Source organism: Streptosporangium jomthongense (genome assembly GCF_042650425.1).
Classification (GTDB): Bacteria; Actinomycetota; Actinomycetes; order Streptosporangiales; family Streptosporangiaceae; genus Streptosporangium.
In genome coordinates, this window is the sequence record NZ_JBHSBC010000047.1 from 32,599 (window position 1) to 54,657 (window position 22,059).

Annotated in this window: 18 protein-coding genes; 10 read left to right on the forward strand and 8 right to left on the reverse strand. The window is 71.9% G+C overall.

All coding sequences use genetic code 11. The annotated features are described in order from the left end of the window. Window positions 1-38: 38 nt before the first annotated feature. On the forward strand, window positions 39-1,271 hold the full coding sequence (gene fabF / locus ACFOYY_RS35695; protein WP_352016378.1) for a beta-ketoacyl-ACP synthase II: 1,233 nt from the start codon (window positions 39-41) through the stop codon (window positions 1,269-1,271). Window positions 1,272-1,283: 12 nt separating this feature from the next. Then, window positions 1,284-2,705, forward strand: a complete 1,422-nt coding sequence (locus ACFOYY_RS35700; RefSeq protein ID WP_352016377.1) for an acyl-CoA carboxylase subunit beta — start codon at window positions 1,284-1,286, stop codon at window positions 2,703-2,705. Window positions 2,706-2,953: 248 nt separating this feature from the next. Here the strand turns inward: ACFOYY_RS35700 and ACFOYY_RS35705 are convergent, their stop codons facing one another. Further along, window positions 2,954-3,448 carry a DUF3145 domain-containing protein gene (locus tag ACFOYY_RS35705; RefSeq protein ID WP_352016376.1) on the reverse strand — a complete coding sequence of 165 codons (495 nt, stop codon included), beginning with the start codon at window positions 3,446-3,448 and terminating at the stop codon, window positions 2,954-2,956. A gap of 201 nt (window positions 3,449-3,649) precedes the next feature. On the opposite strand from ACFOYY_RS35705, the gene ACFOYY_RS35710 reads away from it, so the two are divergent. From ACFOYY_RS35710 to ACFOYY_RS35725, 4 genes are all read left to right on the forward strand, one after another. Continuing rightward, the gene (locus ACFOYY_RS35710; RefSeq protein ID WP_386195639.1) at window positions 3,650-4,702 is read left to right on the forward strand and encodes a S8 family peptidase; all 1,053 of its coding nucleotides are present in this window, start codon (window positions 3,650-3,652) and stop codon (window positions 4,700-4,702) included. A 61-nt stretch (window positions 4,703-4,763) separates the two neighbouring features. Beyond that, window positions 4,764-5,345: an RNA polymerase sigma factor gene (locus ACFOYY_RS35715; RefSeq protein ID WP_362781824.1), complete on the forward strand. Its 582-nt coding sequence runs from the start codon at window positions 4,764-4,766 to the stop codon at window positions 5,343-5,345. Further along, the gene (locus ACFOYY_RS35720; protein ID WP_362781821.1) at window positions 5,342-5,809 is read left to right on the forward strand and encodes a hypothetical protein; all 468 of its coding nucleotides are present in this window, start codon (window positions 5,342-5,344) and stop codon (window positions 5,807-5,809) included. Before ACFOYY_RS35715 ends, ACFOYY_RS35720 begins: the two co-directional genes overlap by 4 nt. Then, on the forward strand, window positions 5,810-8,233 hold the full coding sequence (locus ACFOYY_RS35725) for a CHAT domain-containing protein (RefSeq protein ID WP_386195642.1): 2,424 nt from the start codon (window positions 5,810-5,812) through the stop codon (window positions 8,231-8,233). It begins immediately after the preceding gene. Here the strand turns inward: ACFOYY_RS35725 and ACFOYY_RS35730 are convergent. The 4 genes from ACFOYY_RS35730 to ACFOYY_RS35745 form a co-directional block, all read right to left on the reverse strand. Continuing rightward, window positions 8,173-8,985 carry a sulfurtransferase gene (locus tag ACFOYY_RS35730; protein ID WP_386195644.1) on the reverse strand — a complete coding sequence of 271 codons (813 nt, stop codon included), beginning with the start codon at window positions 8,983-8,985 and terminating at the stop codon, window positions 8,173-8,175. The genes ACFOYY_RS35725 and ACFOYY_RS35730 overlap by 61 nt on opposite strands. Then, complete coding sequence (locus ACFOYY_RS35735; RefSeq protein WP_386195646.1) at window positions 8,982-10,115, reverse strand: alkaline phosphatase family protein; 1,134 nt, start codon at window positions 10,113-10,115, stop codon at window positions 8,982-8,984. Before ACFOYY_RS35735 ends, ACFOYY_RS35730 begins: the two co-directional genes overlap by 4 nt. Then, window positions 10,112-10,702 (reverse strand): DUF5998 family protein, encoded by a 591-nt coding sequence (locus tag ACFOYY_RS35740; protein ID WP_352016369.1) that lies wholly within the window; start codon window positions 10,700-10,702, stop codon window positions 10,112-10,114. The genes ACFOYY_RS35735 and ACFOYY_RS35740 overlap by 4 nt, the downstream gene beginning before the upstream one ends. 166 nt (window positions 10,703-10,868) lie before the next feature. Beyond that, a complete protein-coding gene (locus ACFOYY_RS35745) occupies window positions 10,869-13,529 on the reverse strand; it encodes a bifunctional acetate--CoA ligase family protein/GNAT family N-acetyltransferase (RefSeq protein WP_386195649.1) in 2,661 nt (886 codons plus the stop codon). A gap of 185 nt (window positions 13,530-13,714) precedes the next feature. Between ACFOYY_RS35745 and ACFOYY_RS35750 the strand changes: the two genes are divergently transcribed. After that, window positions 13,715-14,608, forward strand: a complete 894-nt coding sequence (locus ACFOYY_RS35750) for a carbohydrate kinase family protein (protein ID WP_352016367.1) — start codon at window positions 13,715-13,717, stop codon at window positions 14,606-14,608. A 48-nt stretch (window positions 14,609-14,656) separates the two neighbouring features. On the opposite strand, the gene ACFOYY_RS35755 is transcribed toward ACFOYY_RS35750, so the two are convergent. Next, a complete protein-coding gene (locus ACFOYY_RS35755) occupies window positions 14,657-16,747 on the reverse strand; it encodes a RecQ family ATP-dependent DNA helicase (protein ID WP_386195659.1) in 2,091 nt (696 codons plus the stop codon). 174 nt (window positions 16,748-16,921) lie between these two features. Here ACFOYY_RS35755 and ACFOYY_RS35760 point away from each other — a divergent pair, with 174 nt between their 5' ends. Continuing rightward, a complete protein-coding gene (locus ACFOYY_RS35760; RefSeq protein WP_352016366.1) occupies window positions 16,922-17,545 on the forward strand; it encodes a GNAT family N-acetyltransferase in 624 nt (207 codons plus the stop codon). 292 nt (window positions 17,546-17,837) lie between these two features. Further along, a complete protein-coding gene (locus ACFOYY_RS35765; protein ID WP_352015873.1) occupies window positions 17,838-20,324 on the forward strand; it encodes a DNA gyrase/topoisomerase IV subunit A in 2,487 nt (828 codons plus the stop codon). A gap of 198 nt (window positions 20,325-20,522) precedes the next feature. On the opposite strand, the gene ACFOYY_RS35770 is transcribed toward ACFOYY_RS35765, so the two are convergent. Next, complete coding sequence (locus tag ACFOYY_RS35770) at window positions 20,523-20,903, reverse strand: VOC family protein (RefSeq protein ID WP_352015874.1); 381 nt, start codon at window positions 20,901-20,903, stop codon at window positions 20,523-20,525. 174 nt (window positions 20,904-21,077) lie between these two features. After that, window positions 21,078-21,395 carry a hypothetical protein gene (locus tag ACFOYY_RS35775; protein WP_352015875.1) on the reverse strand — a complete coding sequence of 106 codons (318 nt, stop codon included), beginning with the start codon at window positions 21,393-21,395 and terminating at the stop codon, window positions 21,078-21,080. Between the two features lie 165 nt (window positions 21,396-21,560). On the opposite strand from ACFOYY_RS35775, the gene ACFOYY_RS35780 reads away from it, so the two are divergent. Then, window positions 21,561-22,055 carry a beta-class carbonic anhydrase gene (locus tag ACFOYY_RS35780; protein WP_352015876.1) on the forward strand — a complete coding sequence of 165 codons (495 nt, stop codon included), beginning with the start codon at window positions 21,561-21,563 and terminating at the stop codon, window positions 22,053-22,055. Window positions 22,056-22,059 lie beyond the last annotated feature (4 nt).

The window sequence follows — 22,059 nt, forward strand, 5'->3', positions numbered from 1 at the left end:
ACCGGCTTCGGCCCGCGAATCACAAGGAGCGCAAGACAGTGAACACAGACCAGGTACGCGTCGTCGTCACCGGGCTCGGCGCGACCACGCCCCTCGGTGGGAACGTCGCCTCGTCCTGGTCGGCGCTTCTCGCCGGTCAGTCGGGGGTTCGCAACCTCACCGAGGACTGGGTCGACTCAGTCCCGGTGAAGTTCGCAGCCGCGGCCGCCGTGGACCCGACCGAGGTTCTGCCCCGGCCGGAGGCACGGCGGCTGGACCGCGCGGAGCAGTTCGCGCTGGTCGCGGCCCGTGAGGCCTGGGCGCACGCCGCGATCGACAAGGTCGACCCCGAGCGTCTCGGCGTGGTCGTCGGCAGCGGCATCGGCGGCATCACCACGGTCCTGGCCGCCTACGACACCTTCAAGGAGAGGGGCTGGCAGCGACTGTCGCCCTTCACCGTGCCGATGCTGATGCCCAACGGCGCCGCAGGCTGGATCGGCATCGAGATCGGCGCCCGCGCCGGCGTGCACGCGACCGTGAGCGCCTGCGCCACCGGTGCCGAGTCGATCGGATACGGCATCGAGATGATCCGCTCCGGACGTGCCGACGTGGTGGTCGCGGGCGGCACCGAGGCGGCCATCCACCCGCTGAACATCGGTTCCTTCGCCGCCATGCGCGCGATGTCCACCCGCAACGACGCGCCCCACCTCGCCTCACGGCCCTGGGACAAGAGCCGTGACGGATTCGTGCTCGGTGAGGGCGCCGGCATCGTGGTGCTGGAGTCCGAGGAGCACGCCCTCGCGCGTGGCGCCAAGATCTACGCGGTGGCGGCGGGCGTCGGTTACTCAGCCGACGCGCACCACATCGCCCAGCCCGAGCCCCTCGGCGCGGGCGTCATGCTGGCCATGCGCCGCGTCCTGGAGAACTCCGGCCTGACCGGTGCCGACATCAAGCACATCAACGCGCACGCGACCTCCACCCCCGCGGGTGACGTGGTCGAGACGGTTGCGATCAGCGAGGTCATCGGCAACCACCCGCTGGTCACCAGCACCAAGTCGATGACCGGGCACCTGCTCGGCGGCGCCGGTGGCATCGAGTCGGTCTTCACCATCCTGGCGCTGCACGAGCGGATCGCCCCCGCCACGATCAACATCGACGAGCTCGACGAGGGCGTCGAGGTGGACATCGTGCGTGACAAGCCGCGCGCGCTGCCCGACGGCCAGATCGCCGCGATCAACAACTCCTTCGGGTTCGGCGGACACGACGTCGCCGTGGCCTTCACCAGCATCTGACAGGAGCCCGTGATGACTGTGCTCGACAACAGGGTGGTGAACGACGCCTCCGACAAGGAGGCCGACGATCCCCGCGACCCCCAGGTGCGTCTGGCCGCCCTCCTCGACGAGGGATCGATCAGGCTGATCTCTCCTGTGGACCGCAGCGGGGCGCTGGCGGCGATGGGTCGCGTTGAGGGCGTCCCCGTCGTGGTCTTCGTCAGCGACGCCCGGATGCAGGGCGGCGCGATGGGCAGCCAGGGGTGCGAGCACATCGTGCACGCCTACGACGTAGCGGTCCGCGAGCGGGTCCCGATCATCGGCGTGTGGCACTCCGGCGGCGCTCGGCTCGCCGAGGGCGCCGAGTCGCTGCACGCGGTCGGCCGTGTCTTCGCCGCCATGACCCGGGCCTCCGGAGTCGTCCCGCAGCTCTCCGTGGTCGTCGGCCCCGCGGCGGGCGGCGCCGCCTACGGGCCCGCGCTGACCGACATCGTGATCCTGGCCGACGAGGGCCGCATCTTCGTCACCGGCCCCGACGTGGTGCGCAGCGTCACCGGCGAGCAGATCGACATGGCCGCCCTCGGCGGCCCAGAGCCGCACAGCAAGCGCAGCGGCGTGGTCCACATCGTCACCAAGACCGAGACCGACGCCTACCTGCAGGCCCGCCGCCTGGCGGTGCTGCTGGGCCACCAGGGCAGGGTCCGCACCGACCTCGACGAGGTCGACTTCTCCGACCTGCTGCCGGACAACCCCCGCCGCGCCTACGACATCAAGCCGCTGGTCAAGGGACTCCTGGACGAGCCCGGAGTCGAGTTGCACGCCAAGTGGGCGCCGAACGTCGTCACCACGCTCGGCCGTCTCGGCGGCCGGACCGTCGGCGTCGTCGCCAACAACCCGATGCGTCTCGGCGGCTGTCTCGACGCCACCTCGGCGGAGAAGGCCGCACGGTTCGTCCGTATGTGCGATGCCTTCGGGGTGCCGCTGGTCGTCCTGGTCGACGTCCCCGGTTACCTGCCCGGCGTCGGTCAGGAGCACGACGGTGTGGTCCGCCGCGGCGCCAAGCTCCTGCACGCCTTCGCCGAGGCCTCGGTCCCGCGCGTCACCCTGATAACCCGCAAGGCGTACGGCGGCGCCTACATCGCGATGAACTCCCGCTCCCTGGGCGCGACCAAGGTCTTCGGCTGGCCGACCGCCCAGATCGCGGTCATGGGCGCGGTCGCCGCGGTACGCATCCTGAAGCGGCGCGAACTGGCCGCCGCCCCTGAGGACGAGCGCGCCGCGCTTGAGACCAGGCTCGCCGAGGAGCACGAACTCCTCGCGGGCGGGCTCCAGAGGGCCATCGAGATCGGCGTCATCGACGAGGTCATCAAGCCCGAGGAGACCCGGGGAGCCATCGCCAAGGTGCTCGCCCAGGCGACTCCGGCCCGGGGCGCCCACGGCAACATCCCGCTGTGACCTGATCCCGCCGTCACACCACGCTTCTGCGACGCCCCCGCGCGGCTCACGCCGCCGGGGGCGTCGTGCTTTCCCCGGTTCCGGGAAGGCCCGCGGCGGCCCCGGACGGTGCCGCGCCCGCGCAGGACCTCACCCCGGGAGGGAGCGCGGGCGGGTGCTCCACCGCCCGTTCGGGGAAGCGCTCTCCGGGGGGCGAAGCCGTAGGAGGGGGACGCCGGGGCGGTCACCGTCCGTGACGGGCCGCCGGGTCACACCGCGGCGTGCAGCCAGCGGACCGGGGCGCCCTCGCCCGCGTAGCGGAAGGACTCAAGCTCGGCGTCCCACTGTTTGCCGAGCATGCGATCCAGCTCCTCCTCAAGGACCACCCTGCCCTGGCGGGCCATCAGCATGGCCGAGCGCAGCCGGTCCTCGGGGATCAGGATGTCGCCCGCGGCCCCGATCACCGCCGTGAAGGCGCCGAGTGAGGGGGTGTAGGCATTGCGTGACCCGTCGGCGCCTGGTGTGGCGTCCTCCGTGATCTCGAATCGGATCCGTTGCCAGCCCATCAAGGACGAGGTGATGGCCGCCGCGGTTCCCGGCCGCCCCTCCCACTCGGCCTGGGCGCGCACGTGACCGGGCGCGGCGGGCTGTGGAGTCCAGGTCAGGTCTACGGGCACGCCAAGGACACCTGCGACCGCCCATTCGATATGAGGGCACAGCGCAGGCTGAGCTGAGTGGACGTAGAGCACGCCACGAGCAGACACCGGACCTCCCGTTTCGTACGAGGTGCGCCTTCCCCAACGGCCTCGCCAGGATGATCACAAGTGACTGAAGGAAGACTACCGTCGGTTGTGACGCCGCACCAGAGGGGGGTCATACCGAGATGTTGCGACGCGCAGACGCGTCTGCGGCATCCTCTGAAAGGAAAACACCCATCGACCTGGTGATCAACCCTGGAGTACCGGATGGACGCCGACATCACCCGTGTGGAGCCCGTCGCGGGAGTGATCTCCCTGATCAGGCCCGGCCAGTTGCTCACCGACGCCCTCGGCGCGGAGGCCGCCGAGCGGTGGACGATCGCGGTCGCCGAGACCGACGGAGTCTTCCGCGTACGGCTCTCGCCCGGCGTGGACGTCTGCGAACTGGTGGCCACGCTACGTGACCAAGGTCACAGTGCGTCACCCAACCACGTGCTGGTCGGCCAGCCCCTCTTCTTCGGCGGCCCCGCCTCACGGCCCTTCCCCGTCGACCCCGTCCCCGCGCCGGGAGGAAGCCCCGGAAGCGGGGTGACCGTCGCGGTCGCCGACACCGGCCTCGCCCCGCATCCCTGGTGGCGGGAACGGACCTGGTTCGGGGAGGGACGGCAGGAGACCGAGGTTCCCGACACCGACCGCGACGGCCTGCTGGACCCTCAGGCGGGGCACGGCACCTTCGTCACCGGCCTGGTGTTGCGCGCGGCCCCCGGGGCACGGATCCGCCCGCTACGGGTGCTGGACGGCCGGGGCCTGGGAGACGAGGCGGCGCTGCTGCGCGTCCTGGGCAGGCTCGCGAACGATCCACCGCAGGTGCTCAACCTCTCCCTCGGCTGCCACACCTTCGACGACAGGCCCTCCCCGCTGGTCGAGACCGCGCTGGCCGGATTGTCCTCGACCGCCGTCGTCGCCTGCGCGGGCAACACGGCCTCGACCCGCCCGTTCTGGCCCGCCGCCCTGCCCGGAGTGGTCGCGGTGGGCGCGCTCGACGCGGCCGAGCAGGCCAGAGCCCCGTTCTCCGCGCACGGCCCGTGGGTGGACGCCTGGACACGCGGCGAGTGGCTGCACAGCGCCTTCCTGCGCCATGGAGCGTTCCGCGGCTACGCCGGATGGAGCGGGACCTCCTTCGCCGCGGCCGTGGTCAGCGGAGCGATCGCCGCAGCGACCGGGGAGCGTACCCCGAAGGAGGCGGCGGCCCACGTTCTCGATCCCACCCGCAACCGGCGAATTCCGGATCTGGGGGTCGTCGTGCCCACGCCAAGGTAAAGTCTCACCCAAAGTCTTCACGCGATCACGAAATGTGTTCGCCGTGGTCTCGGAGGCGCCGGTGAGTGACCAGCAGACGATCGACGCCGCGCTGGCAGGCGACCAGGCCGCGTGGGACGCGCTGGTGACCCGCTTCTCCGGCAGGCTCTGGTCGGTGGCCCGCGCCCACGGCCTCAGCGCGGCGGACGCCGCGGACGTGGTGCAGGGCACGTGGCTGCGGCTGGTCGAGAGCCTGCACACCATACGCGACCCCGAGCGGATCGGTTCCTGGCTGCTCACCACGGCCAGACGTGAGGCCTCTCTCCTGAGCAGGCGCACCCGGGGCGAGCGGCTCGTCGCCGACCCCGCCGCCGCCGAGCGGGCCGAGGCCGAGCCCGGCCCCTCGCGGGCCGACCACGCCGTCCACCCCGATCCGGCGTTGACCGTGCTCTCCGCCGACGAGGGCCGCCGGCTGTGGCGCACCGTCGAGACGATGCACGAGCCCTGCCGTTCGCTGCTCCTGCTGATGGCCACCGCGCCGGACGCGGGGGTCCACCAGCTCGCCGTACGGCTGGGCATGCCCAGCGGCAGCTACGGCCCCACCAGAGGGCGCTGCCTGAACCGGCTACGCACCATGCTCACCGCCCAGGAGGCGCAACCGTGACCACCCGCCGTCCCCCCGCGATCGACGACGAGTCCCTGGTCGCGGCGCTCCGTCTGGCCGCGGGTAAGGACCCCGTCCCGGCACACGTCCTCTCGGCGTCCAGGGCGGCCTTCGGCCTTCGGGTGCCCGGCGCCTCGACCGCGATCCCGGTGTCCACGCCCGCCCCGGCCGGCGTGCGGTCCGCCGAGGGGGCACGGCTGCTGCGCTTCAGCGCCGCCGGTCTCGTCGTCGAGCTGGAGATCGTCCCCGTCGACGGCCTGGTCGACCTGGCGGGACAGGTCTCCCCCCTCCCCGAGGCCGGCACGACGGTCGAGGTGCGCACCCCTCACCTCACCGCGTCGCGTGAGCTGTCCGCGACGGGCCAGTTCGCCGTCACCGGGTTGCCGCCCGGCTGGTTCAGCGTGGTGTGCAGGCGTCCCGGCCACGGCCCGGTCGTCACCAGCTGGACCCGGATCCGTCCCTAGGTGGTGCCGGACGAGGCGGTCGCCGCCGCGGAGCTGGCGCTGGAGACGTCCGGCAGTGACCCCGCGCGAGCCGGAGAGCTGGCACGTGAGGTGCTGCGCTCGATGACGGTCCCCGACGAGGCCGCCACGATCGCCCATCGGGCTCTGGCGCTGGCCGCCAGGGAGCTGGGAGATCTCCCACTGGCCGAGAGCCATCTGAGCAGGGCCGTCGGCATCGCGCTGGCGGCGGGGTTGCGGCACAGGGCGGCCCAGGCCCGTCTCTCCCTGGTCCACGTCAACGCCGAGCTCGGCCGTCCCACACAGGCCCTCACCGTCGCCGCCGCGGCCGAGCCGTACCTCAGGCCGGTCGAGGTGGCCAAGCTCGGGGTCCATCGGGCGGTGGCCCTGGCCAGGCTCGGCCGCTACGCGGAGGCCGCCGACCAGTGTGACCGGGCCGTCGGCCTGCTGGAGGAGGACCCCAGGTTCCTCGCCGGGGCCCTGCTGAACCGGGGGCTGGCGCGGGTCTTCCTGGGAGAGTTCGAGGCGGCGGAGTCCGACCTGGCCCGCTGCGCCGAGCTGGCCGGCCGGGCCGGTCTCGACCATGTGGTCGCCCTCGCCGAGGGGAACCTGCCCTTCCTCGCCGCGCGGCGCGGCGATCTGCCCGCCGCCTTCGCCGCCTACCGGCGTGCCGAGGACAGCCTGTTCGGCTACCCGGAGCGGCTGGCCACGACGCGTTGCGACCTGGCCGAGGCACTGGTCGCCGCCCATCTGCCGGGCGAGGCGCGGGTGCTGCTCGACCTGGCGGTGCCCGAACTCATCGCGGCGGGCGCGCAGGGCGCCCTGGCCGAGGCCCTTCTGCTGCTGGCCAGGGCCGAGTTGCGCACGGGTGAGCCGCACCGCGCCCTGCAGACCGCCGAGCGCGCGGGCGCCGCCCTGACCGCGCAGGAACGCGCCGCCCTGGTGCCGCTCACGACGGAGATCGCCCTGAGGGCCCGGCTGGCTCTCGGCTCACCGACCCGGGAGTTGCTCACCGAGTTGCTCGCCTGTGCCGGTGACCTCGACGAGACCGGGCACGCGGAGGTCGCCGGGGAGCTGAGGCTCACCGCCGCGGAGGTCGCGCTGCTGGTCGGCGACCGCTCGGCCGCCGACGGCCAGCTCGACCGGCTCACCCGTGGTCCCGGAGTGGTCTCCCGGCACGCCTCGGCGCTGAAACGGGAGCTCGCCGGAGACAGGCGTGGGGCATTCGCCGAGGTCAGGGCCGGCCTGTCCGCGGTCGCCGCCCGTACGGCCACCGCGGAGGACCCTCGGGTCCGCGCCCACGCGGCCAAGGCCGGTGAACCGCTGGCCGAATTCGGGCTCACACTGGCCCTGCGCACCGGGCGGGGCCGTACGCTCCTGGCCTGGGCCGAGCGATGGCGGGCCGTCGCGGGTGGTTCTGAACGGTCACGGGTTCCCGGCGTCGCGGAGCTCCGGGCGGCGCTCGGCGACGCGGTCCTGGTCGAGTTCGCCAGGAACGGCGACGAACTGGTCGCCGTCGCGGTCTCGCCAGAACGGGTCTCGCTACGCCGTCTCGGCTCCTTCTCCGCCGTCGCGGAGGCCGTTGTGCGGCTCAGGTACGGCCTGCGCAGGGCGCATCTGCGCGATGGGCGGGCGGCAGACGTCGCCGGGGAGGCGGCCCTGCTCGAACGTCTGCTGCTCGGTCCCCTGTCGGGAGTCCTGGGTGACAGGGCGCTGGTGGTCGTACCGACCGGGGCGCTGCACACCCTGCCGTGGCCGGTCCTGCCGTCGAACTCCGGGCGCCGGGTCTCGGTGGCCTCCTCGGCCGCTTCCTGGCTGGCCGGCGGGCGGGTGCGGGCCGCGGGGGCGGGGAGGATCGTGGTGGCCGCCGGACCGGGGCTGCTGCACGCCGAGGCGGAGGCGGAGATGGTCGCCGCCCGTCATCCCGGTGCCGAGCGGATCCCGGCGCTGCGTCCCGAGGTGGTCACGGCACTGCCCGGGACCGGGGTCGCGCACCTGGCCGCGCACGGCACGTTCTGCTCCCGCAGCCCGCTGTTGTCCGGCATCGATCTTGAGGATGGCAGACTGATGGCCTACGACCTGCTTCGGCTGCGCGTTCCACCCAGGCTGGTCGTGCTTTCGGCGTGTGACGCCGGGATGGCCCATGCCCCCGCGGACGGAGCTCCGCTGGGGCTGGCGGGTGCCTTCCTGTCGCTGGGGACGCAGTGCGTGGTGGCCAGCCTGGTGCCGGTACGCGACGAGGAGACCCTCGACCTGATGACGGTCTTCCACGAACTGCTGGCCGCGGGCCACTGCCCCGCCCAGGCACTCGCCACGGCGAACGCGAAGACGGGGGTGGCCGGTTTCGTCTGCCTGGGGTACGGCGATCAGCCGGTGGCGACGGGCCGCGCGGGGTCAGCGACCCAGTTGGACCAGGAGCCGACGTAGAGGGCGGCCGGGATGCCCGCGACGTCGAGCGCCAGCACCTCGTGGGCGGCCGTCACGCCTGACCCGCAGTAGGCGCCGACCCGCACGCCGGGGACCGCGCCGAGCGTGTTGAACCGCTCGCGCAGGAAGTCGGGCAGGTGGAAACGCCCGGAGGGGTCGACGTTCTCTCCGGTGGGGGCGCTGACCGCGCCGGGAATGTGCCCCGCGACGGGATCGATCGGTTCGACCTCTCCCCGGTAGCGCTCCGCGGCGCGGGCGTCCAGCAGAACCCCGTCCTTGGCGAGTTCGGCGGCCTGGTCCGCGTCGAGCACGGGCATCCCGCCGGGGCGGGCGGTGAAGTCGCCCTGGGCCGTCTCCTGGTCGCCCTCGGCGAGAGGCAGCCCCTCGGCGGTCCACGCGCGCAGGCCACCGTCCAGGACCCGGACGTCCGGATGGCCGAAGTGGCGCAGCGTCCACCAGGCCCGGGCGGCGGCGGTCGAGTCGGCCTCGTCGTAGACCACGACCGTACGGGAGCCGGAGACGCCCAGGCGGCGCATGGCCTCCTGGAAGTGCTCGGCGGAGGGCAGCGGGTGACGGCCCTCCTCCCCCGCGGGGGCGGCGAGGTCGGCGTTCAGGTCGCAGAAGACGGCGCCGGGGATGTGCCCCTCGCGGTAGGAGTCGACCCCCGGAGGGCCGCCCAGCTTCCAGCGGACGTCCAGGATCGTCGCCCCGGTCAGGGCGGACAGCTCGGACGGGGTGATCAGCGGGCTCATCGGGTGCTTACCTCCAGCAAGGGAACATGCTGCTCCGCGGTGGTCAGGGAGCCGTGGACGCCGACGAACGACGACTCGAACGGCTCCCTGACCGAGGCGGTGATCGCGCAGTCGGTGTACGGCACAGCCAGGACGTCGCCGATCCTGAGCAGCCAGTCCGGCCGCACCTGGGGCCCGAACCAGCCCGACTCGACGGCTTCCTGCCGGGAGACGACCCACGCCCTGCCCGCCAGGAGCTCACGCCAGGTGCCGAGCACGGCCTGTGTGGCGCCTGGGGCGGTGTAGATGTGCCTGACCCGGGTGTCGCCGCCGAGCAGGGCGACGCCCTCGCGCAGCGCGGCGCCGCGTTCCTCCGGGCCGTCCACGTCGATCAACTCGGTGACGTTGACCATGCCGTGGTCGGCGGTGACGTACATCGCGGCCCCCTGCGGGAGGGTGCCCGCGAGCCGTTCGGCGAGTTGGTCGACGACGGCGAGCCGGTCGAGCCACTGCGGGGAGCCCCAGCCGAACCGGTGGCCCGCGGCGTCGAGGTCGCCGTAGTAGACCGTCACGTGGGAGCGGGGGCGGGTCAGGGCCACGCGCGCGCCCTCGACCCGGTCGTCGAGTGCGTCGGCGCCGAAGAAGTCCGTGCCCCGGTAGACGGCCCGGTTGAACGCGGTCGGCCCGAACGCGGACGGGGCGACGTAGCTCACGGAGACGCCGGCCGCCGCGGCGCGTTCGAAGACGGTCGGGGTCGGCTGCCACTCGTCGGGCGGGACCGTCGGGCCCGCCGAGGTCCAGCGCAGGCAGTTGAGCAGATGGCCCGTGCCGGGCATGGCGAGCTGGTAGCCGAGCATGCCGTGCTCGCCCGGCGGCAGGCCGGTGCCCAGCGTGCCGAGGCTGGTCGCGGTGGTCGCGGGAAAGCCCGCGGTGAGCACCCTGGCCCGTCGCGCGGACAGGAACGGGGCCGCCTCCGGGTGGGCGTCGAGCAGTTCGGCGCCCAGGCCGTCGACGAGGAACACCAGGACGTGCCGGGCGGCTTCGAGCCCCAGCGGGTTGCCGTGGCCGTCCACCCCGAGCACGGCCAGCAGTGAGCGGGACAGGTCGGCCAGGGAGGCCGTGCCGTACACGGGGAGCAGCGGGGCGGTCATGAGGCGGCGTGGGCGGTGGCCTCGGAGAGCGCCTTGGCGAAGGCCAGCACGTGTGAGACGGCCTCGGGGCCGTCGGCCGCCTCGCTCACCCTCAGGGACAGGTCGTCGGCCGTGATGGCGCCGGTGTATCCGTGGTCGGCCTCGCAGTTCTCGTCGCCGCAGGTCGCGGGCTCGAGGTCCACGTGGGAGATGGCCCCCCAGCCGATGGTGAGGGTGACCTCGTTCGGCGGCACACCCGGCACGTAGGAGGCCGGGTCGGGGACGACCCTGGTCACGGCGACCGACTGGATCCTGCTCAGGCGCACGGCCTCGGTGGTCGTCGAGGCGTGCGAGACCGAGACCCCCTCGACCGGCGAGTGCTCGTCGGTGTGGCAGACCAGCAGGCGGGTGGGGGTGAGCACCAGGACGGTGACGTGTCTGCGCACCTCCATGGCGGGGTCGAAGGTGGCCTCGTGGTGCACCACGTAGGCGCTCACCTGCTCCTTGCCCAGGGCGGAGTCGACCGCGTCGGCGACCAGGTCGGGATAATAGCCGCTGCGATCGATTGCCTCGCGCAGACCGGCGGCCGAGAGTCGGGTTTCCCTCATGGGTCCATCCTGCCCTGTCCCGGGCGGCGCTTTCACCTGGAGCCCGTGAGGTTCGGCCATCGGCGGAAAGACGCTCCCCGCGAAATGCGGTTTCCCTGAAGTAGCTAAGCGGTTAATTCGGTTTTTTGGCGTTAATTGCATTGGTAAGGCGGTGGCGGGGTTTTCATCACCACCCACGCCCCGCCCAGCCGAGACGGCGCGGCCCCGCGTCCACCCGCGGTCCGTGCTGACTGCTCAGTACGGCGCGCGCCCCGAGAACGATCACCTCCGACTCCCCGACCAGCACCGGATCGAGGTCGAGCCTCGACACCTCGGGAAGGTCGTCGGCCAGCCGCCCGACCCGGACCAGCAGCTCCTCAAGCGCCTCGACCGCGACCGGCGGGTAGCCGTACTCGCCGAACAGCAGCGGGGCCGCGTGTGGCGACCTGACCAGCGCCGCGGCGTCCTGCGAGGTCAGCGGCGCCAGACGGTAGGCCTCGTCGCGCAGCAGGCGCGCGGTGACCTCGCCGAGCCCGAAGGAGACGACGGCGCCGAAGGCGGAGTCCTCGATGACGCTGACCACGGTCGGCACCGCGGGCTGCGGGACCATCCGTTGCACCGCGAGCACCGCGCCCCGGCCGAGCTGCTCCTTCAGCCCCGCGAAGGCCTCGCGCACCCCGTCCGGACCGGTCAGGCCGAGCCGTACGGTCCCGGCGCGTTTGGCCGCCTCCGGGTCTGCCGCCTTCAGCACCACCGGCCAGCCGAGCCGTTCGGCCGCCTCGACGGCCTCCTCGGGGGAGTCGACCACCTCCGCGGGCCACACGGTCAGGCCGTAGCAGGCCAGCAGTTCGGAGGGGTCGATCTCGACGTCCTCCTCCGGCCCCTCGCCGTTCCCGGCCCGCTCCAGCCTGGACAGCACCAGCCGTCGCGCGGCGGCCGTGTCGACGCCCTCGATCTCCTCGGGCACGCCCGGGGACCGTTTGCGCCAGCGGGCGTGCCGTACGGCGTGGGCCAGGGCGCGGACCGCCTCCTCGGGAGCGGCGTAGGACGGGATCGAGCCCCGTTCGGGCACCGCGCCGGTCCGCAGCCCCGGCGGCACGCCGATCCTGCCCTCGAAGGTGGCCAGCACCGGCTTGCCGCAGTCGCGGGAGGCCCTGAGCAGTTCGGCCGCGACCTCGTCCGCCGGGCCGGGGATCGGCGGCATGTAGATGACGACGACCGCGTCCACGTCCTGGAGCACCGAGGTCAGCGCGGCGCCGAACTCGGCCGCCCCGGCCCTGGCCCCGAGGTTGACCGGCGGCGCCGGGTCGAGCCCGGCCTGTACGCAGGCGTCCGCGGCGAGCAGCGCGAGCGCGTCGGAGTTGCCGACCAGGCCGACCCTCGGCCCCTTGGGCAGCGGCTGGTAGGCCAGCAGCTGCGCGACGTCGAACTGCTGGATCAGGTCGTCGACCCGGATCACCCCGGCCTGCTCGAACAGCGAGCTGAGCGCGGTGTCCGGCAGGCCGAGCACCGGCGCCGCGTGCCCTCTGGGCACGTTCTGGGTGGTGCCGCCGCTCTTGACGACCACGATCGGCTTGCGCCTGGAGATGCGCCGCGCCAGGCGGGCGAACTTGCGGGGGTTTCCCAGGGACTCCAGGTAGAGCAGGATCACATCGGTCCTGGGGTCCTCCTCCCAGTACTGCAGCAGGTCGTTGCCGGAGACGTCGGCCCGGTTTCCCGCCGAGACGAACGAGGAGATCCCCATGCCCCGCTGGGCGACCCGCTGCAGCAGCGCGGTGCCCAGGGCGCCGGACTGGCTGAAGAAGCCGACCCTGCCGTGGCCGGGGACGGTCGCGGCCAGCGTGGCGTTCAGCCTGATCGCGGGGTCGGTGTTGGCGATGCCCAGGCAGTTGGGGCCGACGACGCGCAGGCCGTACGCGCGGGCGATGCGGACCAGTTCGTCCTGCCGATCCCGCCCCTCCTGGCCGGTCTCGCCGAATCCCGAGGAGACCACGACCAGCCCGCGCACCCCCTTCTCCGCGCACTCCTTGACCACCTCGATCACCCCGTCCGCCGGTACGGCCAGCACCGCGAGGTCCACCTCCCCGTCGATGGCCGTCACGCTCGGGTAGGCGCGCACCCCGGCCACCGCCCGCGCCTGGCGGTGCACCGGGTAGACGGGGCCGGTGAAGTCGGCGGCCAGCAGGTTGCGCAGCACGGTCTGGCCGACGCCGCCCGGTTCCCTGCCCGCGCCGACGACCGCGATCGACCCCGGCGAGAGCAGTCGTTCGATGGAGCGGGACTCGGCCCGGTGCTCACGTGAGGCGGTCACCTCCTGGGAGGTCTCGGTCGGGGTCAGGTCGAGGATCATCCGTACGACGCCGTCGGCGAAACGGCTCTGCGCGGTGTATCCGGCCTGCTGGAGCACGGCGGTCATCTTGCGGTTGGCGGGCAGCACGTCGGCGACGAAGCGGGTGATGCCCCGTTCCCTGGCCGTCTCCGCCAGGTGTTCGAGCAGCACCGAGGCCACTCCGCGTCCCTGGTGCGCGTCCTCGACGAGGAAGGCGACCTCCGCCTCCCCGGGATCGATCCGGTCGTAGCGGATCACCGCCACCATGTCGGCGCCGATCGTCGCGATGAGCGCGACACGGTCGACGTAGTCGACGTTGGTGAACCGGGTGACCTCACGCTCGGAAAGACGGGGTCTGGGGCCGAAGAACCGGAAGTAGATCGACTCCTCGGAGAGCCGGGAGTAGAACGAGCGAAGCCGTTCCGCGTCGGCGGGCCTGATCGGTCGTACGTGGGCGGTGCCGCCGTCGGAAAGGACGACGTCCGCCTCCCAGTGAGCGGGATACTGAGCAGCCTCCACAGTCCTGAGAGTAAACGTCAGACGCGTATGCCAGATCAGCAGGGCGGTTCGCGTCCTGTTCACGCAACGCTTGTGCATCGACTATGGCGCGCTATCCGGTCCGGACCCCATACCCTGGCCGGAAGCTGTTAAGTTTTTCGCGGCTAGAGGCACGTCAGCATCGAAGGCAGCAAGGCGGTGACATCATGACGCGGGTGGTCGTGGTGGGCGATCTGATGACCGATGCGGTCGCACGAGCTCGCTACCCATTGGCACGAGCCAGCGACACACCGGCGATCGTCACCATGCACGGCGGCGGCTCCGGGGCCAACATAGCCTCCTGGCTCGCGGTCGAGGGCGCCGAGGTGGCCTTCATCGGGCGTAGGGGTGCCGACATCACCGGTCGTAACCGCGACATGGAGCTGATGGGCTACGGGGTCGACGCCCGCCTTGTCATGGACCCCGAACGGCCTACCGGCACCTGCGTCGTGCTCGTCACCCACAAGGGCGAGCGCACCATGCTGTCCGACCCGGGTGCCAACGCCGCCCTCTCGCCCGAGGACCTGCCCCGTGACCTGTTCACCCAGGGCGCTCATCTGCACCTGTCCGGTTACACCCTGATCAACGAGGGTTCCCGCGAGGCCGGTCTCGCCGCCCTGGAGATGGCCCGCCGCTCCGGGATGTCGGTCTCGGTCGACTGCTCCTCCTCCGCCCCGCTGGAGCGGACCGGCGCCGAGCCGTTCCTCGAATGGACGCAGAACGTCAAGCTGCTCTTCGCCAACGCCGACCAGGCCAAGGTCCTGACGGGCCGTGACGACCCCGCCGCCGCAGCCAAGGTGCTGACCGCCTGGTTCCCGCAGGTCGTCGTCAAGCTCAGCGACGAGGGCGCGCTGTGGTACACCAACGGCCGCGCGGAGCCTGTCCAGGTGCCCGCCGAGGCCGTCGAGCGCGTGGTCGACGGGACCGGCGCCGGTGACGCCTTCACCGCCGGGTTCCTGCCCGCCTGGCTGGAGAACAAGCCGCCCGCCGAGTCTCTCGCCGCCGGCTGCCGCCTGGCCGCCAAGGCCATCTCCCACCTGGGCGCCCGGCCCCGCCTCTGACGCCTTCTTCTCGGGGTACGGCCCGGCACGGGCCGTACCCCTGTTCGTCTACGCCGTGACCGCGAGGGTGAGCGGAAGCACCGCGGGGGCCCCGGCGTGGCGGAGCATGGCCGCCGCGAGGGTCAGGGTCCAGCCGGTGTCGAGACGGTCGTCGACCAGCAGCACCGGCCCGCCCGTACGCGCGACGGCCTCGGTCAGCGCGGAGGGCATGGCCAGCGTGGCACGGACCGCCTGGACCCGCTGGGCGCTGTTGAACTGGCGGCCGGGGGTCCCCCGGCGGTATCCCAGCTCTCCCAGGTAGGGCAGACGCCCCACCTGGGCCAGCCGCTCGGCCAGGCTCCCGACAAGCTGGGGGCGGCTCGCGGAGGGGATCGCGACGACCGCGGCCGGGCGGTGCCGCCACTCCCAGTGGGACAGCACCGTGACCACGGCGGCGAAGACGTCGTCGGGGATCGGGCCGTCGGGAGCGCCGTCGGCCAGCAGCCCGCGCAGCCTGTTGCCCCAGCCGATGTCGGTCAGCCTGCCCAGCGCCCTGCCCGGTTCGGCTCCCAGCTCGGGTTTGATGCGCCCCTTGAGGTCGCTCAGCCCGCTCGGCCACTGCTTGCGCGCCTCGATCTCGACTCCGGGGCGGTTCAGGCTCTCCGCCGCCCGCTCGACCGCCCGCGCGTCGACCTCGGGCGAACGGTGCGCGCCGGTGCAGTTGTCGCAGCGTCCGCACGGCGTGGCGGTCTCGTCGTCGAGCCGCCGCCTCAGGAACCGCTCACGGCACTCGGTGGTCTCCAGGTAGTCGAGCATGGCCCGCTGCTCGGCCTCGCGTTCGGCCGCCACGCGGGCGTAGCGGCCCGCGTCGTAGGCCCACTCCTCGCCGGTCGCCTCCCAGCCTCCCTTGACCCTGCGCACCGCGCCGTCCACGTCGAGGACCTTGAGCATCGTCTCCAGCCTGCTGCGGCTGAGATCGACCCGGTTCTCCAGGGCCGCGGTCGACAGCGTCCCGCCCTCCGACAGGGCGTCGAGCACGGCCCGGACCACGGGCTCGGGAGGAAAGGCCAGCGAGGCGAAGTAGGCCCAGATCTCCCGGTCCTCGGCGCCGGGAAGCAGGATCACCTCGGCGCGCTCGACCCCGCGACCGGCCCTGCCGACCTGCTGGTAGTAGGCGACCGGGGACTGCGGCGCGCCGACGTGGACGACGAAGCCGAGGTCGGGCTTGTCGTAGCCCATGCCGAGGGCCGAGGTCGCGACCAGCGCCTTGACCTTGTTGTCGAGCAGGGCCTGCTCGGCGGCGAGCCGTTCCGCCTGCTCGGTCTGCCCCGAGTAGGACAGCACCTCGTGCCCCTGCTCGCGCAGGTAGGCCGCGACCTCCTGGGCGGCGGCGACGGTGAGGGTGTAGACGATGCCGGAGCCGGGCAGCTCGTGCAGCGTCTGGGCGAGCCAGGCCAGGCGTTGCTCCGGGCCGCGCAGCCGTACGACGCTCAGGTGGAGGCTCTCACGTTCGAGGGCGCCGCGCAGGACGAGGGTCTCGCCGCCGGAGTGCGCGTCGTCGGCGCTGAGCTGCTCGGCGACGTCGTGGGTCACCCTGGCGTTGGCCGTCGCCGTCGTCGCCAGGACCGGCACGCCCTCGGGCAGCTCCTGGAACAGCGTGCGCAGCCTGCGGTAGTCGGGCCTGAAGTCGTGGCCCCAGTCGGAGATGCAGTGCGCCTCGTCCACGACGACCAGGCCCGCGCTCTCGGCCAGCTCGGGCAGGACCCGGTCACGGAACTCGGGGTTGTTGAGCCGTTCCGGACTGACCAGGAGCACGTCGACCAGGCCCTCGGCGACCTGCCCGTAGATCTGCTCCCACTCCTCGGGGTTGGCGGAGTTGACGGTGACCGCGTTGATCCCGGCCCGCTCCGCGGCGGCGATCTGGTTGCGCATCAGGGCCAGCAGGGGGGAGACGATGACCGTGGGGCCCTCGCCGAGCTCACGCAGGAGCGCGGTCGCGATGAAGTAGACCGCTGACTTGCCCCAGCCCGTCCGCTGCACCACGAGCACCCGGCGCCGGTCCACGACCAGCGCCTTGATGGCCTCCCACTGGTCCTCACGCAGCCGGGCGTGCTCACCGGCAAGGGCCCGCAGCCGCTCCTCTGCCTCTTCGCGCAGCATCTGCTCTTCGCTCACCGGCCTATTGGTACCAGGTCGGGGTGACCGTTTCACTCCGCCCGCCCTTACCGGCGAAGCGAGCATTGGGAGCGTCCTTCTCCTTTCCCCACGGAGTGGCCTCCGTCTCCGTTCAACGGGCCGACCCGGTTCCACGTCGTGGTTTGATGCATCTCAGCTATGGACGTCACAACGTGGTACCTCGAACAGACCTCGCGCTCGGACCTGCTCCCCGCCGGACGGCCCGCGATCGAGGCCGGCATCGTGCGCGCCGAGGTCGTCTCCCCTGAGTTCAGCAGGTTCCTCTACACGGCCGTCGGAGGCGACTGGCAGTGGACGGACAGGCTGCGCTGGACCTGGCGGGAGTGGGAGGACCTGCTCGGGGGCGGTGTGGAGACCTGGGTCGCCTACCACAGGGGCACACCCGCGGGCTACGTCGAACTCACGCCCGGCCGGGACGCGTCAGTCGAGATCACCTGTTTCGGCCTCATGTCCTGGGCGACGGGCAGGGGGCTGGGTGGTCGTCTTCTTGAGGTCGGCACGGCCCGCGCCTGGGACCTCGCCGACCGTCACGAGGACCGCGAGCCGACCCGGCGGGTGTGGCTGCACACCTGTTCCCTCGACGGCCGGCACGCCCTGGCCAACTACCGGGCACGGGGCTTCCGTGTCTACGACGTCATACACGGCGCTCCCGGGGACGAGGACGAGGGGGTCACCCCCGGCCCCTGGCCCGGAGCGGGTCCCCGCTCCCCCACGACCGAGGGCCCGCGAGACGGCGACCGCCGGGAGTGTCGGCCACGGTGAGTATGGTGGCGAGACTCCACACGATGTACGGTCACGTCGATCGGGACGAAGCCCCGATGCCCGCCGATGACCGGTCCCGCCACCACCGAGGAGGCGCCTTCATGATCTCGCCCCCCACGCGGGCGGCAGGGGCGTGTCACCGCACTCCGCAAGGTGCCGCCCGTCACGGGCGCGCAGGACGGCCCCGCCCCGGCACGCAGGCCTGAACCAGCCACCCGTCACACCACGAGGACTAAAAGGAGGATGCGCTCTCCCTCGGCAGAAAACCGAGGCGCCCGCGCAGGAAAAACAGATGGCCCGACGGACGACCACACCCCCGACCGACGGTGACTTCGAGGAGCGGATCGTCGACATCGACGTCTCCGCCGAGATGCGCACCAGCTTCCTTGAGTACGCCTACTCGGTCATCTACCAGCGTGCGCTGCCGGACGCCAGGGACGGCCTCAAGCCGGTCCAGCGCCGCATCCTCTACTCCATGAGCGAGATGGGCCTGCGCCCTGACCGAGGGCACGTGAAGTCGTCGCGGGTCGTCGGTGACGTGATGGGCAAGCTGCATCCACACGGCGACAGCGCCATCTACGACGCGCTGGTCCGTATGGCGCAGCCGTTCTCGATGCGGTTGCCCCTGGTCGACGGGCACGGCAACTTCGGCTCCCCCGACGACCTGCCCGCCGCGATGCGTTACACCGAGGCGAGACTGGCCGCCGCGGCCATGTCGATGGTGCAGTCGATCGACGAGGACACCGTCGACTTCAAGCCCAACTACGACGGGCAGGAGACCGAGCCGACGGTCATGCCCTCGGCGTTCCCGAACCTGCTGGTCAACGGCGCCACCGGCATCGCGGTCGGCATGGCGACCAACATGGCGCCGCACAACCTGGTCGAGGTCGTCGCCGCCGCCCGCCACCTGATCAAGAAGCCGGACGCGACGCTCGACGACCTGATGCGTTTCGTCCCCGGCCCCGACCTGCCGACCGGCGGCACGATCATCGGCCTGGACGGCATCCGCGACGCCTACGCCAAGGGCCGCGGCACCTTCAGGATGCGCGCCAAGTGCGCCGTCGAGCAGGTCAGCCCCAGGCGCAAGGGCATCGTCGTCACCGAGCTGCCCTTCAACGTCGGCCCCGAGCGGGTGGTCACCAAGATCAAGGAGCTGGTCACCGCCAAGAAGCTCCAGGGCATCTCCGATCTGAAGGACCTCAGCGACCGGCACAAGGGCCTGCGCCTGGTCATCGAGATCAAGAACGGCTTCATCCCCGAGGCCGTGCTTGAGGAGCTGTACCGGCTGACGCCGATGGAGGAGACCTTCGGCATCAACAACGTGGCGCTGGTCGACGGCGAGCCGCGCACGCTGGGCCTGCGCGAGCTGCTCCAGGTCTACGTCGACCACCGCATCGACGTCACCAGGCGCCGCTCCCTGTACCGCAGGCGCAAGCGGGAGGAGCGCCTGCACCTCGTCGAGGGCCTGATCATCGCCCTGCTCGACATCGACCGGGTCATCCAGGTCATCCGTTCCTCCGACGACTCCGGCCAGGCCCGCCAGCGGCTGATCGAGTCCTTCGCGCTGTCGGAGACCCAGGCCGTCTACATCCTGGACACCCCGCTGCGCCGCCTGACGCGCTTCGACAAGCTGGAGCTCGACCGGGAGAAGGCGACCCTGGAGGCGGAGATCGCCGAGCTGAGCGAGATCCTCGCCTCCGAGACCAAACTCCGCAAGGTCGTCTCCGACGAGTTGGCGCAGGTCGCCAAGACCTTCGGTACGCCGCGCCGTACAGTTCTGCTGGAGTCCTCCGGCGTCGCCAGGAACGTCTCGGTGCCGCTGGAGGTCGCCGACGACCCGTGCCTGGTGCTGTTCTCCTCCACCGGCCTGCTGGCCCGTACGGCCGACGCCTCCCCGCTGCCCGCCGACGGCGAACGCGCGGCGCACGACGTGCTGGTGTCCGTGGTGCGCAGCACGGTCAGGGGCGAGGTCGGCGTGGTCACCAACCAGGGCCGGATGATCCGGATCCAGGTGGTGGACCTGCCGACGCTGCCGCCGACGAACAGCCCGCCGTCGCTGTCCGGCGGCCATCCCGTGTCCGAGTACGTCACCCTTGAGCAGGGTGAGACCGTCGTCGGCATCGGTTCACTCGACCCCGAAGGTCCCGGCCTGGCCCTGGGCACGGCTCAGGGCGTGGTCAAACGGGTCGTTCCCGACTATCCCGCCAACCGTGACGACTTCGAGGTCATCGGGCTGAAGGAGGGCGACACCGTGGTGGGAGCGGCCGAGCTGACCTCGGAGGACCACGACCTGGTCTTCATCACCTCCGACGCCCAGCTGCTGCGCTATCCCGCGACGAGCGTCCGCCCGCAGGGCCGTCCCGCGGGCGGTATGGCGGGCATCCGCCTCGACGGGGACGCCCGGGTGATCTGGTTCGGCGTGGTCGACCCCGCCCGTGAGTCCAGGGTCGTGACGATCGCGGGCTCCTCGACCGCGCTGCCGGGGACCCAGGTCGGTGGCGCGAAGATCTCCGACTACGCCGAGTATCCCCCCAAGGGAAGGGCGACCGGCGGCGTGCGGGCCCAGCGTTTCCTGAAGGGTGAGGACGTCCTGCTGCTCGCCTGGGCGGGCCCCGCCCCCGTGCGCGCCGTCTCGACCGTCGGCAAGCCCGTCCCGCTCCCCGAGGAACTGGGCCGCCGCGACGGATCGGGCCTGCGTCTCACACACACCGTGGCGGCCGTCGGCGGCTCTCTCGGCGCCTCGGACGACCCGTCCGAGGACGAAACCGCCGGGGACTGAGCCCCCGATCCCGGTCCACCGTTCCCAGAGGAGGGCCCCGCGCCCGTCCTCCGGGAACCCTCCCCCGCCCTCACGGCCCGCAGGGCGGGGGTTCTCCCAGAAGATGACCTTTCCCCCCGGTGAACGCCTCTGCGAGCCTGGAGGGCCCGTCAGGGCCGTTCTCACCCCTCGTTTTCCCGGCCCCGCCTGCGCGGGCCGTCACCCGGTGCGGGAGGGCTCTCCCACACAGAGGCAGAACGGATGCCCCACCGGGTCGAGGAAGACACGGAAACTGTCGTCCTCGCTCGGCTGGTGGGCGTGCTTGGTCGCACCCGCCGCGAGCACGGCGGCCTCCCCCTCGTCCATGTCGTCCACGGTGAAGTCGAGGTGGAACTGCTGAGGGATCTCCGCACCGGGCCAGCGGGGCGGCCGGTAGTCCTCCGCGAGCTGGAAACACAGCCGGCTCCGCCCGTCGGTCAGAACCACCCAGTCGTCCTCGACCGAGGACACCTCCCAGCCCAGGACGGCGCCGTAGAAATCGGCCAGGATCTTCGGGTCCGGACAGTCGAGGACGACCGACCTCATGCGCGCGATTGCCATGATCCCTCTCAGGAGACACCAACGACGAAGTTACGCCAGTGTCCTTCCCCCGGGCTTCGGCGCCACACCGGCACCCGACGGACCACAGCCCGGCCGAAGCCGTACGGCCAGGCCCCCACCCGGTCGTACGGCGAAGCGCGCCCCCGCGCAGACGGAGTCGGCGGACTCCGGACCTCAGACGGACGAGGTGTGCAGAGCGAACCTGACCGCCATCAGCAGCTGCCAGGGCTCGCCCGACTCCCAGGAGCGGATGAGCCGCGCGACCTGCTCGCCGGGCTGAAATTCACCGAAGCCGTGGGGACCGAAACACCCCGCCGCCACGAGCACCTCGACCAGCGGGTCGTCGTCGCCGAGGGACTCTGTGTAGACCGCCGCATCGAGCAGAGCCAGCGCCGAACGCGCGTTACGGCCCTCGTCATGGGTCTCCACCCGGTCCAGCCTCCGCCTGGCCTGCGCACGCAGGTATTCGGCCATCGATGCGATCCTGCTCATGATCCCCCCAAAATCCCGAACTTTGCGTCACGACATCATCACCCATCGTGAGCGGAGATGGCGGAGTCTTCCCTGAGCGAACGAAGAAGACCGCCCCGGAAGGCATCAGGAAAGCCGCATGAGGGATTATCAATCCATAGTTTCCGCCGACCGAAAGGTTTTTGCGTGGGTGCCTTCGACGATCTTCTGGCCGCGAACGAGGAGTTCTCCGCCACGTTCACCGACTCCGAGCTCACCGGTACGGCAGCCCGCGGCCTGGCTGTCGTCACCTGCATGGACTCGCGAATCGACCCGCTCGGGCTGTTCGGCCTGAAAGCCGGAGACGCGAAAATCCTGCGTAACGCGGGCGCCCGGGTGACCGACGACGTGCTGCGAACGCTGGTGCTCGCGGTCTACCTGCTGGGCGTCAACCGGGTCCTCGTCATGCCGCACACCGACTGCGGCATGTCGAAGGCCACCGACGACGACGTGCACAAGCTCGCCGCGCAGCACGGCGTCGACACCCGCAGTCTGGAGTTCCACACCGTGCCCGACCAGAGCGCCGCTCTGCGGCACGACCTGACGCGTATCAGGACCAGCCCGTTCCTCCCCGAGGGACTGGCCATCGGTGGCGCCGTCTACGACGTGCACACCGGGAAGATCATGCCTGTCGAGGTGTGAGAAG

Bases quoted from the DNA above. Each gene is read 5' to 3' on its own strand.
- ACFOYY_RS35700 (WP_352016377.1), top strand. From the start codon at position 1,284: ATGACTGTGCTCGACAACAGGGTGGTGAACGACGCCTCCGACAAGGAG.
- ACFOYY_RS35710 (WP_386195639.1), top strand. From the start codon at position 3,650: ATGGACGCCGACATCACCCGTGTGGAGCCCGTCGCGGGAGTGATCTCC.
- ACFOYY_RS35730 (WP_386195644.1), bottom strand. From the start codon at position 8,985: ATGAGCCCGCTGATCACCCCGTCCGAGCTGTCCGCCCTGACCGGGGCG.
- ACFOYY_RS35735 (WP_386195646.1), bottom strand. From the start codon at position 10,115: ATGACCGCCCCGCTGCTCCCCGTGTACGGCACGGCCTCCCTGGCCGAC.
- ACFOYY_RS35740 (WP_352016369.1), bottom strand. From the start codon at position 10,702: ATGAGGGAAACCCGACTCTCGGCCGCCGGTCTGCGCGAGGCAATCGAT.
- ACFOYY_RS35750 (WP_352016367.1), top strand. From the start codon at position 13,715: ATGACGCGGGTGGTCGTGGTGGGCGATCTGATGACCGATGCGGTCGCA.
- ACFOYY_RS35755 (WP_386195659.1), bottom strand. From the start codon at position 16,747: ATGCTGCGCGAAGAGGCAGAGGAGCGGCTGCGGGCCCTTGCCGGTGAG.
- ACFOYY_RS35760 (WP_352016366.1), top strand. From the start codon at position 16,922: ATGGACGTCACAACGTGGTACCTCGAACAGACCTCGCGCTCGGACCTG.
- ACFOYY_RS35765 (WP_352015873.1), top strand. From the start codon at position 17,838: ATGGCCCGACGGACGACCACACCCCCGACCGACGGTGACTTCGAGGAG.
- ACFOYY_RS35770 (WP_352015874.1), bottom strand. From the start codon at position 20,903: ATGGCAATCGCGCGCATGAGGTCGGTCGTCCTCGACTGTCCGGACCCG.
- ACFOYY_RS35775 (WP_352015875.1), bottom strand. From the start codon at position 21,395: ATGAGCAGGATCGCATCGATGGCCGAATACCTGCGTGCGCAGGCCAGG.